Below are 14,372 nucleotides of genomic sequence, written 5' to 3' on the forward strand. Positions count from 1 at the left end.
ACTGTGCTAAAAAAGAAGCTATTATGAATTAATCTCTGTCCAAATAGTCAACATCCCTTCCAAATATACTCGAATTAATTCAATCCCATTTTGCTCATGACATCCACTTTACTAGCGTTGCTGTACCAGTCGTTGATCTCCTTAATAATTTCTTCTCCGCCCTTTGCGTTCCATTGTTTCACAAATTCATCAAAAGCCTCTATAGGCTCCTTGCCATAGATGATTTTGGTGTAAGTCTCCTTCTCCATTGTGTTGAGCTGCTCCCAGTTGGTCTGCATCGTCTTTGTAGGAGCCCCGTTAAATGCAGGAGGTAGCAGCGATTCCCTTTCCTCGTAAGAGATCACATATCCCTCTTTAAAGGTTGGGCTGAAGGCGTCAGCGCGGATTAGCACACCGTTGTCAGGTTTCGTACCATTCGCCAAATCATAGAATGATTTACCGGGTCCGTCAACGCTTGGCGTATTTTTGGTAAAGGCCATTTTGCCCACCATTTGTAGCGCCTCTAACGGTTTGTTGAATTTGGCCGGATCATAAGTCACTTGTCCGTCGACAATATCATAATCATACCCCTGAGCATAACCGTACTTGAAATCACCAGTACCGAAGGCTGCGTCATATAGCTTATCGTAATACAGGAAGAAGGCTTCCATATTATTAAAGTTTTTGTTGAACATGAATACCCCGTCGTTATACTGTTTGGTTTGATAAGTACGTTCCCCGCTAACCCCATTAATGGTAGGAGCGACAGCAATCTTGGCGCCCTTAACGTTTTTCTCCACATCTTTCACAGAATCATACATCCATGGATTGCCTACGATGATCCCGGCTTTACCTTCTGTGAAATCGGCGAGCGCATCCCACGCCGCCAGAGTTGCGAGTTCCTTGTTCAGGTATCCCTTGGTGTACCAATCACGGAGTTTGGCAAGCGCTTCCTTATTTCCAGATGCGATGGAACCATAAGTCAGTTTGCCGTTGTCCATATTCCATTGGCCAACAATATTTTTGCCCGTATATGCGCTGAAAATCATGATTGGATCACTTACCCATCCGGTATTGTAGCCATCCTTGCCGGAGAAGGTAAATCCGTAGGTGTCCTTTTTGCCGTTGCCATCTGGATCATCGTTCGTGAAGGCAGCAATGACCTTTTCGAACTCATCAATCGTAGTCGGTGCCTTCAAGTGAAGCTTATCCAGCCAATCCTGACGGATCAGCATCACTTCACCCTCGGACAGGTTTGGACTAATCGGCATGCCATACACTTTCCCGTCCTGGATAACCGGGTTAAATGATGCTGGAAACTGCTTGTAAATTTCCTTCAGCCGATCTGGCATGTACTTTTTAATATCCTCCGCAATATCCTTGACCTGGCCCGACTGAATCAAATCGTTGGCCAACGTAGTGTCATAAATTGGAATCAGGTCTGGTAACTTCTCAGAACCGCTCAGCGCAAGGCGCAACTTGGTGTTATAGTTGCCGCCGTCCGAACCAAGCAGGGTTGTCTCGATTTTGATACCGAGATTTTGTTCCCCCCAGCGAGTCAATACGTTATCATTCAAGCTCTCGCCTTCCAGATATTTGCCCGCATTCTCATCTTGCTGTTTGGCAATCGTAATCGTAATCGGCGGATCGTATTTGCCGTCTTTTAGTGTCACTTCAGCCGACGAATCTGATCCTTTGTTGCTGTTGTTGTTGTTCGATCCGCTGTCTGCACCGCACCCGGCGATAGCGACAGTCATCAAGACTGCGGCAGAAAGTATTCCAACTGTTTTTTTCATCGATTTCGACTCCTTTTTTGTGTGTACTAATAACCCCTTGAAATGTCTATGCTAAACAAGCCGATTAGCTTGGAGCATCGTGCATTGTGGAGCTTATCCGTAAGTTTCTGAAAAAAAACAGCGACAGCCCTAACTCGCGCCTTATTCTTTGACAGCGCCGAGGACAATCCCTTTAACGAAATAACGCTGCAGAAAAGGATAAACCGCAATGATTGGTACAATGCTGATAAAGATCTGCGCGGCCTTGAGGCTTTGCTGCGACATGGCCTCCGCCTCGGATTGGCTGAGGGCCATATTCTGTCCATTGCCCTGCACCACCACCGTCTGCAAGAAGGAAGCTAACGGGTATTTTTCGGTGCTCGACATATATAAGAGGCCGTCAAACCAAGCGTTCCAGTGACCCACCATAATAAACAGTCCGACGGTTGCCAGACCCGGTAGCGACAGTGGAAGGTATACTTTTCTAAAGATCTGAAAAAAAGAAGCACCATCGATAAAAGCGGCCTCTTCCAAAGCCTTCGGAATCGTCTTGAAGAAGTTCATGATGAGAATAAGGTTGTATGCTCCGAAAGCACCTGGAAGAACCAACGCCCACAAGGTGTTCTTTAGGCCTAGACTGGATATCAATAGATAAGAAGGTATCAACCCGCCGGAGAACAACATGGTGATTACGAAGAGCCACATTAAGGCATTGCGGGCACGAAAATCCTTAGACATCGCATACCCGGCTGTCGTAATGACGAACATACTGATCAGTGTTCCGACGACTGTCCGCAGAATGGAAATCATCATTGAACCTGTAAAATTTGAATTGTCAAAGGTTATGCGGTACGAATCCCAATTGAAATCGACCGGCCAAAAGGACACAAGATTACCATTTACAGCCGCTTTACTACTTAAGGACTGTGCGAGAAGGTGTAGCAGCGGTAGGAAGCAAGCTAGCGAGATAGCAATCAGAAAAATTTGATTTATCACCGAGAAGGCTTTGTACCCTTTCGTTTTATGATACATATTTAAGCCTCCTTAAAAGATTTTGTAATCAGCCAATTTATACGCAATTCGATAAGAAATTACAATTAGAATTAGGCTAATAACAGATTTGAACAAACCAACAGCCGTACCAAATCCGTATTGGCCGTTCAGTAAGGATGAGCGGTATACATAAGTGTCAATGATATCACCTGTGCTGTAGACCAACGGATTATATAGGTTGAATATCTGGTCGAAGCCACCGTCCAGAATACCGCCCAGAGCAAGCGTCGACACAACTATAATCATCGGCAGCATCGTAGGCAAGGTTACATACAAAGTTTGTTGAAAACGTGTCGCACCGTCGATTTCCGCGGCTTCATAATATGACGGATCAATGCCGGCGATGGTTGCTAAATACACAATCATGCCGAAACCGAAGTTTTTCCACAGGTCACTGACAACGACGGTCGGCCGGAAGTAATCCGGATCCCCCAAGAAATAAATCGGCTCGATCCCCAAAACATTATGCAAAATTGCATTCATACCACTGTCAAGGCCGAGAATATCGATCATAATGCCGGCAACGGTTACCCATGACAGAAAATGGGGCAAGTAAACAAGCGTTTGAATACTTTTCTTGAGCCCAGTATTTCGAATTTCGTTAAGAAGAATCGCCATAAAAATGGGAACGATAACTCCGGCAACGATCTTGAGCACAGCGATGATCAGCGTATTTACAATTGCTTGTCTGGATTCTTCATATTGGAAGAGACGAACGAAATTCTCGAAGCCAATCCAGTCGGAATGGGCGATCCCAAGCCAAGGCTTGTAATCCTGAAACGCAATAACGACTCCGCCCATGGGGCATAATTGAAAATCACGACACAAATTATGGCTGGCAGGCATAACACATACAACGGCCAATTTTTTCGAACTTCCTTTTTCCAGCTTTTTTTCTCATTTTGATATTTGATAATAGTAGCGATGGCTATTTCCTCCTTCTCTCAGTTGTACGTACATCCAACTGATGGACTTATTTTAACAAAAGCGCTTTCATCTCGATATGCTCCGAAATTAACATCATATCCCCTCCATTAACTACTTTGTAACGCTTTCATTATTAGAGCGCCATCTCTCTTTTTATTCACAGGAAGTTAGATTATAATGAAAGCGCTATAACCCCTACCACCATAAATTCATAAAATGTACGAACAGGAGCAACTTCCATGAACAGACGTATAACCATGAAGCGTTTCCTTTACTTCTTTGTTTTCTTCCTGCTACTAACGCTGAGTCTATTCTATTGGCTGAATAACATTAGTTCCCGGACACTTCAGAAGAACCTGATCCGTTCATCCATGAATCAGATGGATTATGCGGAAAGTATGCTGAATAATGTCTTTTCGGAAGCCAGTCTTTATGGAATCCAATACACTGTCGAAGATCGAGTTCGATTGTATTATCGGGAGAAACATAGTTTGGACAACTACGATGCACAAATGAAAAAAAACGAAATCAATAACCGCATTTCTAATTCGCTTCTGTCCATTCAATCGGTCGATTCTATTGGCATTTTTTGGAAAAAAGACGGTGACTTTATCAGCACAAGAAATGATTCAAGTCTATTAGCCGTCCTTAAAGATGTTACTTCCCAAGGTTGGAAGTTTGTGGATGGTAAATTATACTATTTTTCCCTATCGCCGATAATGAAACCTGAATACCAACCATCCGACATTCAATATGTAGTCGGTATCAAACTCAAAACAGAAGCTCTGACTGATCTTCTAAGCAAAGCAGTCAACAGCGATAGCTCCAGGGCATTTTTTCTCGCCAACAAAAACCTGTTGATCAATGACAAACCGGTTGACAAGGCGATTGTAGAGAAAGCAAAGTTAAGCGTCGCGCCGAACTATGGAACAATTATGAAGTTTGATTATTATAGTAAAAAAGGCGATTATTATATCTTGTCCAAGTATTTGCCCCAAATCAATACCTATTTGGTCACCTATACGAGAGTCAGTGATTTTCTCGTGCCCCTGAATCATACGCGGCAAGTATTTTTTATGGGAATCGCGGCTATTTTCCTTATCGGTCTTATTATTATTCTGATTTTTTATCGCAACTTCTATCGCAGTGTTCATATCCTGAACAAAAAGTTTTTAAGGGTTGAGCAAGGGCATTACAATACACGAATCACGACTTCTGCGAACGGAGAGTTCAACCAGTTGTTTAGAAGCTTTAACCATATGATTGCTCAAACACAGAGCTTGTTCGCGTCTCTCAAACTGGAGACTGCACTACGCAAAACAGCCGAGTTCAAACAACTACAGGCCCAGATTAATCCCCATTTTCTTTACAACACTTTGTTCTATATCATTTCTGTAGCCCGCACATCGCCCGAGTCAGTTGAACGGATGGGAAAGCATCTAGCAGAATACTATCGTTATATGACCAAGTTAGATTCAAGCAAAATCACATTCGGCACTGAACTGAAGTTGGCTGAGCACTATTTGATTATCATCTCCTTATGTAAGGATCTGGAGTACGACATTCAGCTTCCTCCAGAGTTAGATAGCTTTCCGATCATGCCCTTGATCATTCAACCGATGCTAGAGAATGCCGTTCAGCACGGTATCGAAAGTCGGATCGGCGCCCATCGGATTTCTGTCGTCGTTGAGAAGCGAGAAAATGAGTTGCAAATTAAAATCAGCGACGACGGTAAAGGAATGGATTCTGGAGTAGTTCGCTTTCTGCGAGACCAACTTGATGCCGATCAAGCTCCAGTAGGAACCCGAGGCACTGGGCTTTGGAACGTCAATCAACGCCTCAAGAATGTATACGGCAAAGCAAGTGGGTTGAGCTTCTTCCGCAACGACTGGGGGGGAATAACCATTACGGCTCACCTTCATCTCAACCAAAGCGAGGGCGGAAACTATGCGATTATTGATCGTGGATGACGGCAGATATATCGTGGAATATTTAAAGCATTTACTGGACTGGAGTAAATTCGCTATTGATGAGGTTCAGACAACCACCAGTCCTCTGGAGGCAAAGCAGCTCCTCGAGAGTATCCCCATTGATATTCTTATCACGGATATCCGCATGCCAGAGGTGTCCGGGTTGGATCTGTTGAAATGGATCCGAGAAAGGCAGTTACCCTGCCAAGTGATTATTTTATCCGGCTATTCCGACTTCGAATACGCTCAAAGTGCTGTTCGCTTTGGTGCAGCCGATTATTTGCTAAAGCCCGTCATCAAAGACGAGATGGAACGTGCCATCCTTCAGGCGGTCCATGTGATTAAGGAGACCCGCTCAACCGTTGATACGGAACAGCCAGATGTAAATGGAATCGGCTTGCTGCTCGAAGTCCTCTCGGAGAGTGAGCAGCAAGCTGGCAGCTATTCCTCTTTTCTAAGTTCTCGATTGTCAGAAGCATTTATCTATGCCAAGAGTGCAACTCCATCCGAAAAAAATGAAAGATTTTTACTGGATACTGCCTGGCCTCTGAACTGCCTTGTATGGTTCTCCTCCGGCCGCCCTTCTCTGATGACGGCGATGCTGCCTGCTTCCTGCAAACCAGAGCTATCTATTAAGTGCAACACTAATGATATTATCTTCTCCGATTCGTTTCTTCCACATGAGAAGAATTCTGCCCGTAGCGAGTTCATTCGATTTTACTACGGAGAACAGATCAGCATGGATGATTTCATTAATATCCGTTTCTTTCCAAGTGATTGGACTTTGGACAAGGAAGATTGGGAAGCAACCAAAAAAAGCAGTCAAAAACAATTTCACCAATACGGATCACGAATTCTAAAAATCCTTTATCTGATTGAGTTTATCAGACATATTTATGCGGCGTTCCCGAATCTAAATTCCGATATAGCCGCCAACTGGATTTTCAACCATTTGGAAGACCCTGACTCTGTCTTCGTCGATATTCTGTCCACCGTTTCCCAACTAGGACGCAAATCCAAGCTAACCAACCAAGATATTGTGGAATCCGTCCAAGCTTATCTTCTTGATCATCTCGAGGATACGCTAAATTTGGAAGAACTCGGTGTACTAGTTCATCTACATCCTGTTTACCTATGTAAATTTTACAAGCAGGAGACTGGAATGAATTTATCCAGTTTTCTACTTGTAAAGCGAATGGATAAAGCAGCCCACCTGCTATTGGAATCCAACCTTCATATCGCAGATATCTCGAAAATGGTCGGCTACAAGAAGCCACAATACTTCATTAAGCTGTTCAAAGAGCAGTATGGAGTCACTCCTTACCAATACCGTCGTATGATCATTCAATAGCATCAGGAACCATGAACTAATAGACTGGGCACACAAACAATGAATCCTCACGGAAGAAAAACGCTAATTTAACGCTGTTCCTGACAAATAGAGGAAACTTATCCGCGCTTTCGGCTAGAGAACAAATTGACCACTGTTAAGCTTCAGCCAGGGTAGGCTGATGGAGAGCTGTGTTTTCCTGTCATAGCCTTAGCGTTCCTATAAGGGTTGCTCAGGCTTCCTGCATGACCAAGCCGGATCGGCCGCCCGATCCGGCAATTTGTCTAACTGTCACGATCTCAAACCGGACAGCTTAATACAAATGACCGAGCTGATACACTATTATACCGACAACGATTACGACTATCTGGAAGTATCGATGAAGAAGTTAAAAGGTGGCCTTAGGCGACTTATTATCTTATAGTATTTATCAATTTTATTATTTGATTAAAATTTGAATGCGCCGCTTCTTTAACATACATCCCTATTTTCGAATTATTATTTACATTTTTCGTAATATGGTAGCATTTTGCGCCCTTTTTCACCATTTAAAAGTAAAGGAGGTAAAATAATGAAAACTAACTCTGAAGAAGATCTATATTCATCGATTGAAAAGGCATTCAGTAGCTATGTGAAATCTTGTATGACTTTCATGAGTCGTAACTTTTTCAAACTGCATGATCAAGAAATGTATCGTACAGGATCATTAGAAGAAATTAAGGAGGTAACACTCAGACAGATTAACGCTGAACACAATGATTTCGCAATTATTGATCAGAAAGAATCCTTATTCAAAGTTGTTGTTACATTAAGTTCCTTCGAAAAAAATCTTCTTTACTTAAAGTACCATGAGGAAAAGCCGGATTGGAAAGTTGCGGAATTATTAGGAGTCAGCAGACAAGCCATAACAAAATCCAAGAAAAAACTATTAATAAAAATAAAAGATAGTTTAAATTCATGACCAAAGGTTAATTCAATGGCATCAATTCGTAGTCCCCCATCCTTTTTTATGAATTAGATCAATCTTCAATAAAAAAGGAGGAATAAAAATGAGAGAAGTGATTGAGCTCCTGAAAATGTCCCAATCTGGTGATAAAGATGCAGAAATAGAACTTATCAATAGATATGAAGGTTTAATTAATAAATTGTCCTGGCATAATGGAGTGTTCAGTGAAGATTGCAAGCAACAATTAACTATAGAATTTATTATGGCAGTAAGACGCTTTGATCTTAATCGCTATATTGATAAATAATTTTGGCAATTGAGTTGCCTTTTTAAATTATTTGCGCATTTTATAATATAGGTGAACACACATTCATCTCCAAAATGCACATTGAAAATTTTATAAATGAATATTTCAAATACTTTACTCTTGTATCCGTAAAGCGGAAAGCGACAAAGCTGAAACGCCATGACACCGATTGTATTTATAAGGTCGAGCGATTACTTTCTGGCTTAGATCAATTTTTGGTGAATTGATTCGCCATGATGTGCAAGAGTGATAATGATACTTCTGCCTGGCCAACGTAACTGTACTGGGGGCAGCCTGCTCGGATGAGGGGGAGTCTCTGTATTATTACAGAGCTATGATGTCGCTTAACCAACGACAGTTTGAAATACTTCTTATAACAATTTATAAACATCATTTAATGCCAACTATCTTCCATTTGGAAATGAAGTGGAGGTTCAACATGAACCAATTAAATCATGGAACAATCAATCAACAAGAGGCTTATGATTTGTTATTCCAGAATTATCCAGATATCGTCAATATTGACGAGATGTGTGAAATGCTTGGAGGTATAAGTAGCAAAACTGCTTATAAATTACTTCAAGAAAATAAAATCAGTCATTTCAAAATTGGTCGGATTTATAAAATTCCAAAAATAAATATCCTACTGTATCTTAATTTGTTTACTCCAAATTTTGATCGCTATCACTCTGACGCTTTACCGCATTGAACTTCCTCTTCCATACGTGTTATAATTAATACGTCAATGGTAGGATCAGTGCGGGCTGCTATGAAGGAGGAATATTCATGGTAGCAGGCCATCTACAAGAAAAAAAAGGGCTTTTTTATATGGTCTTGAATTGCAAAGATGAAGAAGGTAAGAGAAAACCAAAGTGGATTCCTACTGGCCTTATGGTAAAAGGAAACAAGAAAAGAGCAGAAGCATTGCTATTAGAGACAAGGAGGGAATTTACTCTTCACTTAAATGCCCCTGAAAAAGAACAAACTGCTGAAGAAATTATCGAAGAGAAACCCACTGAAGAGCCAGTTGATCTAGGTCCACTGTTTTCTGAGTTCATGCTTCAATGGCTAGCTATGATGAAACATCAGGTTGAATTTATCACTTATGCTTCGTATCACAATGTCATTACTAATCATGTTGTACCTTACTTTGAAGAAAAAGGGCTTTTTCTCAAAGAGCTATTACCATGTCATATTCAAGAATACTATCAGTATGAGCTTGACGAAAATGGCGTGACAACCAACACGGTTCTCCACTATCACGCTAATATACGTAAAGCTTTAAAACATGCGCTTAAAAATGATTTAATTAACACAAACCCGGCAGATAAAATTGATCGGCCCAAAAAGAATGATTTTGTCGGCAGCTTCTACAACAAGCAAGAGATTAACATTCTATTTGAAAAAGTTAAGGGCGAACTGATAGAGCTAGCAGTCATTCTTGCCGCTTTTTATGGATTGCGGCGAAGTGAAGTAGTCGGATTGAAATGGACAGCTATAAATTTTGAAAACAAAACGATTAGTATTAGGCACACTGTAACTCCGGTTTATTTTGAAGGTCAAGAACATATCATTGAAAAGGACCGGGCTAAAAACAAACCGAGCCGCCGCACCTTACCTCTTGTGCCAGCCTTTGAGGAATTACTGCTGCGTATTCGTGAGCTTCAAGCTCTTAATAAACTCATATGTGGTAACTCCTACTGCACTGATTATGAGGAGTATATCTATTTGGATAAGCTGGGACAACGTGTTAAACCCGGCTATATCACACAAAATTTTACTAGAACTCTTAAAAAACATGGTTTGCGTCATATTCGCTATCACGACCTGCGTCATAGTTGTGCAAGCCTCTTACTCGCCAACGGAGTCAGTATGAAAGAAATTCAGGAATGGCTGGGACACAGCAACTATTCTACAACAGCCAACATTTATTCTCACTTAGAATACAGTTCCAAAGTATCTTCAGCATCAACAATGAGCGGTGTTTTGGTCTTTTAATAAAAAAAGATCGCACAGCCCTCAATATTTCATGAGAGTCATGCGATCTTCTCCTCGTTCTCTCCTTCGGAAAAAGGAGAGAACTGCAGGAGAGAACTCGTTGAAAAGTTCTCTCCAGAGTCGTTTCAAAAACCAAGGTTTTCCGGAAAAAACCCTTATAAATCAAGGATGCCGAGGACGGGGGTCGAACCCGTACGGTACTCACGTACCGCAGGATTTTAAGTCCTGTGCGTCTGCCTGTTCCGCCACCCCGGCATGATAACATCGCGGTAACGCGACAAGAAATATAATATCATGTATCTCGCCTACACGCAATCCTTCAGAGTAATTTATTTCTGAGTAAGCTGCATGAGTCTAATGATGCGGTCAGTTCAACCTCTACGTACTGCTAGGCTTTTCCCTACGGATGGTGGATGTGCGGGATGGATTATGCGGACCGTATAGCTCTTATTTCGCTGAAACATGCCTTTTTATCGGCCTAAGGAACTCCATTGCCCTTATTAGAGCGAAATGAGTGACAGTTCGCTGCCTTTGAGCTAAATAAGAGCCATGGAGTCCGCTACGTCGGTGAGATGAGCGAAATGGCACAAATAGAGGCATTGGAGTCCGTTAACGGCGGAGGGCAGGGGTCTAACACATTAAAGTTGCTTAGATGCTCAGATATGCTGTGGGCGCTAACCAACTGGTGAGCCTGGGGACTTAGGAACTTAGGAACTTAGGAACTTAGGAACTTAGGAACTTAGGAACTTAGGAACTTAGGAACTTAGGAACTTAGGAACTTAGGAACTTAGGAACTTAGGAACTTAGGAACTTAGGAACTTAGGAACTTAGGAACTTAGGAACTTGGGAACTTAGGAACTTAGGGACTTGAAGTCATGATTACTTTGAGACCACAGGAGGCGCAGAGTCTCCAAGAAAGGCTTGTGCGCCTCTTCGCGTTGCCTGCCGCTCCAACCACAGAACGCCAAAAACCCGCTCCGACAGAAGCCGAAGCGGGTGAAACCCAAATGCTTAACGGCGGTCGCCGCCACGGTCGCCTACCCGGCTGCGCATGCCAGCGAGGCCCAGCAGGCCGATCAGCCCCAGCCAGCCCCAATTGGAACCGTTGCCGTCGTTATTGGTTGTGCTGGTTGCCCGGTATCTGCCGGTTGGCGTGGTGTTGGACAGAGGCGACACTGTGTTGTTGTCCCGGGTGCGGATTTTGTCATTCATGATCGTGTCGTTGCCTCTCATCGTTCCGGTACCCCGGTTCATCGTTCCTGTTGTTCCCGTCCCCCGGTTCATCGTCCCCGGCGCTGGCGTTCCCGTAAGGTTCATCGTCCCCGGCGCTGGCGTTCCCGTAAGGTTCATCGTCCCCGGCGCTGGCGTACCCGTAAGGTTCATCGTCCCCGGCGCCGGCGTTCCCGTAAGGTTCATCCGACCATTGTTCATGCCGCCCATGTTGCCAAGATTATGCTCTGTTCCGCCCATACCACCCATGGTTCCGGCTGCGCTTGAGGCGTAGCCGGCTCCCGCCAGACTCAACGATAAGACAGTACAGCATGCCAGGCTTGTTATCAGCTTGTTCAAGTTGTTGACCTCCCTTTAATGGTTATCGCTGATAATTTCCCCTTGAAGGCTGCCGTCTATACATCAAACATTGGGCTTTACAATATCAACCGTTAGGCTTGCCGGATCGTAAGAAACCTTAGCGCCCAGCGCTTCCGCCACAGCACGCACAGGCACATAGGTTATTCCCGCATCCAGAATGCCTTGGGTTAGGGTGACGCCGTTCAGTGTAATGGTTACTTTTACATCCTTGTTCACGTCCTCACCTCCGTTGATCCGGCGCAGTGTTGTCTGGACTTGCTGTGCTGAAGGCCGTGTACCTGCCCGAAGCTGCTGTATGCTAAGCCCGAAGGCCATCTGTAAATGGGAATAATCCTTAAAAGAGGTCCAGTCGCCTCCCCACTCGAAGCCAAGCCGCTTGGCTTCCTCCACAATCTCCAGCCAGTCCGCCAGCCGGTCCTTGTCACCATCCCGTTTCATATCCCACGAGACCGTGCTTCCGTCAGGCAGCAGCAACGCGAAATCTACAGCTAGACCATAGTTATGATAACTGGTGCCTCCCCGGGCATTGGTAACAATCGGTCCAGGTTTCGTCCGGCCTTGGGCATATAAGGCATTCTGCTCTGCAATGCTGCGCATACCCTGAGTGATAAGGACTGATACTCCTCTCGCATAACATCGCTGCACAAGTGCTTTCGTTCCGGCTTGCACCGCAGGGTGCAGCGAACCCATTCTGTCCGCCGACTGTCTCCACACCTGTTCCATAGTCAGCATGTAATCACCCCCTGGTATATTCAATGCAGCGCCCGCCGATCGGCTTGTATGCATACCCCTAGGCAGCAAAGGGAAAAATAAATCAGAAAGGTGGGATCAACGATGGATATACACAGCGACAGCTACAAGGTGGCGGCATTTGGCGAACAGGAAGACGCGCTTGAAATCATCCGCAACGCCGAAACGGCGATCGCAGAGCTGACCGGCAACACCAGTGTTACCCTAATCGCTTATGAGAAAAGCGAACAGCCCGAAGTGAAATAACTGTCCTCACTGACCGCTTGTTCTAAACTATGTAAGCCTCTACGATGTTATCCACATCAATCCACTTCCATTCCTCTGCCCACTGCAGCTTGAACTCCCGGGAATGGGTATGAATGGAAGTAACAAATCCGCTTACCTCCACGTCCTTAAAAGGGTCAAACAAGACCACCGTTACCCGCACATGACTACGCAGAGATAAGGCCAGCGTACATTCAATCTCCTCCTGCTTCTGCTCATCCAGAACCGGCTTCTCCTTGCGCAACGTCTCCCGCTCATCGCTCAAGATGCGGGCCTTGTGCTCAGGAAGCATCATCCGGCTGCTTTCCCAAAGTCCGTTCAGCTCCAGCTTCTTGCTCATGCCATCCTCTCCTTCTACCCTTAGGTTATGCCGCTCATAACGAACATATGTTTGTATTATATCCGCAGCTGCTGGGTTTAATCAATAGCAAAAAATAACATCGTTTTATAAGATGAACTTAAGAATGATGCGGTAAAGTGGTCAGAAAGTCTGGTGCCTCTGGCTTTCTGACCACTCCGAATATAACATTCTTAAGTTCACGTTCTATATGCTGCAATTTTGCCTAACCCTGCAGGAGTATACTAAAATAGAGCGTAACAAGCTTGGAACGGCAGCATTAAGGATGGGGGGAGAAACATGATTAGTGAGAACAACCGCTTAAAAACACTCGGCAGCTTCCTGCGTTCGCGCAGAGACCGGCTCCAGCCCGGGCAGGCCGGCTTTCATTCTTCCTACGGCCAGCGGAGAACACCGGGATTGCGGCGGGAGGAGGTCGCCATTCTGGCGGGGGTGAGCGCAACCTATTACACCGGCTGGAGCAAGGCCGGGAGGTGAGCGCTTCAAGGGAAGTTATAGAAAGCATAGGTCATGCCCTGCAGCTATCGGACGATGAGCAGAGCCATCTGCTTCAATTGTGGAACCCGAACGTACGCGCAGCTTCTTCCTCAGCAACTACTGGACTTGCGCCTCAATGGCAGCTTATTATCCAGCAGCTTCATTACCCTTCCTTCATTACCAATGAGCGGTCGGAGGTACTGGCCTGGAATTCGGCAGCAGATGAGATTGTGACCAATTTCACCGCCATGACCGGTCCAAACCGTGTGATGCTGCGTATTTTGTTCCTGAATGAAGACCTGCGCCAGCGGCTGATCAATTGGGAGGAATTCGCCGCACATTCGGTTGCCGTGTTCCGCACCTATTACGACAAGCATCCCGGTGATCCCTGGTTTGAGCACCTGGTCCAGCAGCTGGCCGAGGACAGTGCAGAATTTGCCGCGCTGTGGGAGCTGCATCAGATTGCGCTCAAGAAAATAAGCCGCGTTCACTTCAAGCTCCGGGAGACGCAGCAGGTAGCTGCTTTTGATATTAATTCCCTTGCCTCTCTCAATGAGAACAAGGAGCTGCATTGCTGTATTTATACCCCTGTAGCAACATAGGCACAGCAAAAAAACGCTGTCCGAATCAGGTGCAGCGTTCTGGCCT

Annotated in this window: 14 protein-coding genes, 1 tRNA gene and 1 pseudogene; 9 read left to right on the forward strand and 7 right to left on the reverse strand. The window is 44.6% G+C overall.

The features are described from left to right. Positions 1 to 74: 74 nt before the first annotated feature. The 3 genes and pseudogenes from B9T62_RS23335 to B9T62_RS23345 form a co-directional block, all read right to left on the reverse strand. Positions 75 to 1,775, reverse strand: coding sequence for a type 2 periplasmic-binding domain-containing protein (locus B9T62_RS23335; RefSeq protein WP_087917485.1), 1,701 nt, complete (start codon positions 1,773 to 1,775; stop codon positions 75 to 77). Between the two features lie 141 nt (positions 1,776 to 1,916). Beyond that, positions 1,917 to 2,786, reverse strand: coding sequence for a carbohydrate ABC transporter permease (locus B9T62_RS23340; RefSeq protein ID WP_087917486.1), 870 nt, complete (start codon positions 2,784 to 2,786; stop codon positions 1,917 to 1,919). A gap of 12 nt (positions 2,787 to 2,798) precedes the next feature. Next, positions 2,799 to 3,721 (reverse strand): annotated as a pseudogene (locus B9T62_RS23345) (ABC transporter permease). Positions 3,722 to 3,973: 252 nt separating this feature from the next. On the opposite strand from B9T62_RS23345, the gene B9T62_RS23350 reads away from it, so the two are divergent. The 6 genes from B9T62_RS23350 (at position 3,974) to B9T62_RS23380 (ending at position 10,285) form a co-directional block, all read left to right on the forward strand. Continuing rightward, positions 3,974 to 5,704 (forward strand): sensor histidine kinase, encoded by a 1,731-nt coding sequence (locus tag B9T62_RS23350; RefSeq protein ID WP_087917487.1) that lies wholly within the window; start codon positions 3,974 to 3,976, stop codon positions 5,702 to 5,704. Beyond that, on the forward strand, positions 5,682 to 7,055 hold the full coding sequence (locus tag B9T62_RS39405) for a response regulator transcription factor (protein ID WP_157793982.1): 1,374 nt from the start codon (positions 5,682 to 5,684) through the stop codon (positions 7,053 to 7,055). Before B9T62_RS23350 ends, B9T62_RS39405 begins: the two co-directional genes overlap by 23 nt. A gap of 550 nt (positions 7,056 to 7,605) precedes the next feature. Then, positions 7,606 to 7,995: a sigma-70 RNA polymerase sigma factor region 4 domain-containing protein gene (locus B9T62_RS23365; RefSeq protein ID WP_087917489.1), complete on the forward strand. Its 390-nt coding sequence runs from the start codon at positions 7,606 to 7,608 to the stop codon at positions 7,993 to 7,995. Between the two features lie 88 nt (positions 7,996 to 8,083). Next, on the forward strand, positions 8,084 to 8,287 hold the full coding sequence (locus tag B9T62_RS23370; protein WP_087917490.1) for a helix-turn-helix domain-containing protein: 204 nt from the start codon (positions 8,084 to 8,086) through the stop codon (positions 8,285 to 8,287). Between the two features lie 439 nt (positions 8,288 to 8,726). Further along, positions 8,727 to 8,996: a helix-turn-helix domain-containing protein gene (locus tag B9T62_RS23375; protein WP_087920389.1), complete on the forward strand. Its 270-nt coding sequence runs from the start codon at positions 8,727 to 8,729 to the stop codon at positions 8,994 to 8,996. 77 nt (positions 8,997 to 9,073) lie between these two features. Continuing rightward, positions 9,074 to 10,285: a tyrosine-type recombinase/integrase gene (locus B9T62_RS23380; RefSeq protein WP_087917491.1), complete on the forward strand. Its 1,212-nt coding sequence runs from the start codon at positions 9,074 to 9,076 to the stop codon at positions 10,283 to 10,285. 169 nt (positions 10,286 to 10,454) lie between these two features. On the opposite strand, the gene B9T62_RS23385 is transcribed toward B9T62_RS23380, so the two are convergent. From B9T62_RS23385 to B9T62_RS41325, 3 genes are all read right to left on the reverse strand, one after another. Beyond that, positions 10,455 to 10,540: transfer RNA gene (locus B9T62_RS23385), tRNA-Leu, on the reverse strand. A 756-nt stretch (positions 10,541 to 11,296) separates the two neighbouring features. Continuing rightward, positions 11,297 to 11,854 carry a WGxxGxxG family protein gene (locus B9T62_RS40850; RefSeq protein ID WP_087917492.1) on the reverse strand — a complete coding sequence of 186 codons (558 nt, stop codon included), beginning with the start codon at positions 11,852 to 11,854 and terminating at the stop codon, positions 11,297 to 11,299. Between the two features lie 63 nt (positions 11,855 to 11,917). Next, complete coding sequence (locus B9T62_RS41325; protein WP_087917493.1) at positions 11,918 to 12,607, reverse strand: M15 family metallopeptidase; 690 nt, start codon at positions 12,605 to 12,607, stop codon at positions 11,918 to 11,920. Positions 12,608 to 12,709: 102 nt separating this feature from the next. Between B9T62_RS41325 and B9T62_RS40045 the strand changes: the two genes are divergently transcribed. Continuing rightward, on the forward strand, positions 12,710 to 12,871 hold the full coding sequence (locus B9T62_RS40045) for a hypothetical protein (RefSeq protein WP_169834429.1): 162 nt from the start codon (positions 12,710 to 12,712) through the stop codon (positions 12,869 to 12,871). Positions 12,872 to 12,893: 22 nt separating this feature from the next. Here B9T62_RS40045 and B9T62_RS23400 read toward each other — a convergent pair whose 3' ends face one another. Continuing rightward, positions 12,894 to 13,229 (reverse strand): YolD-like family protein, encoded by a 336-nt coding sequence (locus B9T62_RS23400; RefSeq protein ID WP_087917494.1) that lies wholly within the window; start codon positions 13,227 to 13,229, stop codon positions 12,894 to 12,896. Positions 13,230 to 13,526: 297 nt separating this feature from the next. Between B9T62_RS23400 and B9T62_RS40865 the strand changes: the two genes are divergently transcribed. Continuing rightward, positions 13,527 to 13,724, forward strand: coding sequence for a helix-turn-helix domain-containing protein (locus B9T62_RS40865; RefSeq protein ID WP_245864012.1), 198 nt, complete (start codon positions 13,527 to 13,529; stop codon positions 13,722 to 13,724). Further along, positions 13,721 to 14,326, forward strand: a complete 606-nt coding sequence (locus B9T62_RS23405; protein ID WP_245864014.1) for an MmyB family transcriptional regulator — start codon at positions 13,721 to 13,723, stop codon at positions 14,324 to 14,326. The genes B9T62_RS40865 and B9T62_RS23405 overlap by 4 nt, the downstream gene beginning before the upstream one ends. Positions 14,327 to 14,372: the final 46 nt, after the last annotated feature.

It is taken from the genome of Paenibacillus donghaensis (genome assembly GCF_002192415.1).
In the GTDB taxonomy this organism is placed as follows: Bacteria; Bacillota; Bacilli; order Paenibacillales; family Paenibacillaceae; genus Paenibacillus_AQ; species Paenibacillus_AQ donghaensis.

What these genes read in the sequence shown, in the direction of transcription:
- B9T62_RS23370 (WP_087917490.1), top strand. Translation starts at nt 8,084, where the DNA reads ATGAGAGAAGTGATTGAGCTCCTGAAAATGTCCCAATCTGGTGATAAA.
- B9T62_RS23340 (WP_087917486.1), bottom strand. Translation starts at nt 2,786, where the DNA reads ATGTATCATAAAACGAAAGGGTACAAAGCCTTCTCGGTGATAAATCAA.
- B9T62_RS23400 (WP_087917494.1), bottom strand. Translation starts at nt 13,229, where the DNA reads ATGAGCAAGAAGCTGGAGCTGAACGGACTTTGGGAAAGCAGCCGGATG.
- B9T62_RS23350 (WP_087917487.1), top strand. Translation starts at nt 3,974, where the DNA reads ATGAACAGACGTATAACCATGAAGCGTTTCCTTTACTTCTTTGTTTTC.
- B9T62_RS39405 (WP_157793982.1), top strand. Translation starts at nt 5,682, where the DNA reads ATGCGATTATTGATCGTGGATGACGGCAGATATATCGTGGAATATTTA.
- B9T62_RS23380 (WP_087917491.1), top strand. Translation starts at nt 9,074, where the DNA reads ATGGTAGCAGGCCATCTACAAGAAAAAAAAGGGCTTTTTTATATGGTC.
- B9T62_RS23335 (WP_087917485.1), bottom strand. Translation starts at nt 1,775, where the DNA reads ATGAAAAAAACAGTTGGAATACTTTCTGCCGCAGTCTTGATGACTGTC.
- B9T62_RS40045 (WP_169834429.1), top strand. Translation starts at nt 12,710, where the DNA reads ATGGATATACACAGCGACAGCTACAAGGTGGCGGCATTTGGCGAACAG.
- B9T62_RS41325 (WP_087917493.1), bottom strand. Translation starts at nt 12,607, where the DNA reads ATGCTGACTATGGAACAGGTGTGGAGACAGTCGGCGGACAGAATGGGT.
- B9T62_RS40865 (WP_245864012.1), top strand. Translation starts at nt 13,527, where the DNA reads ATGATTAGTGAGAACAACCGCTTAAAAACACTCGGCAGCTTCCTGCGT.
- B9T62_RS23365 (WP_087917489.1), top strand. Translation starts at nt 7,606, where the DNA reads ATGAAAACTAACTCTGAAGAAGATCTATATTCATCGATTGAAAAGGCA.
- B9T62_RS23375 (WP_087920389.1), top strand. Translation starts at nt 8,727, where the DNA reads ATGAACCAATTAAATCATGGAACAATCAATCAACAAGAGGCTTATGAT.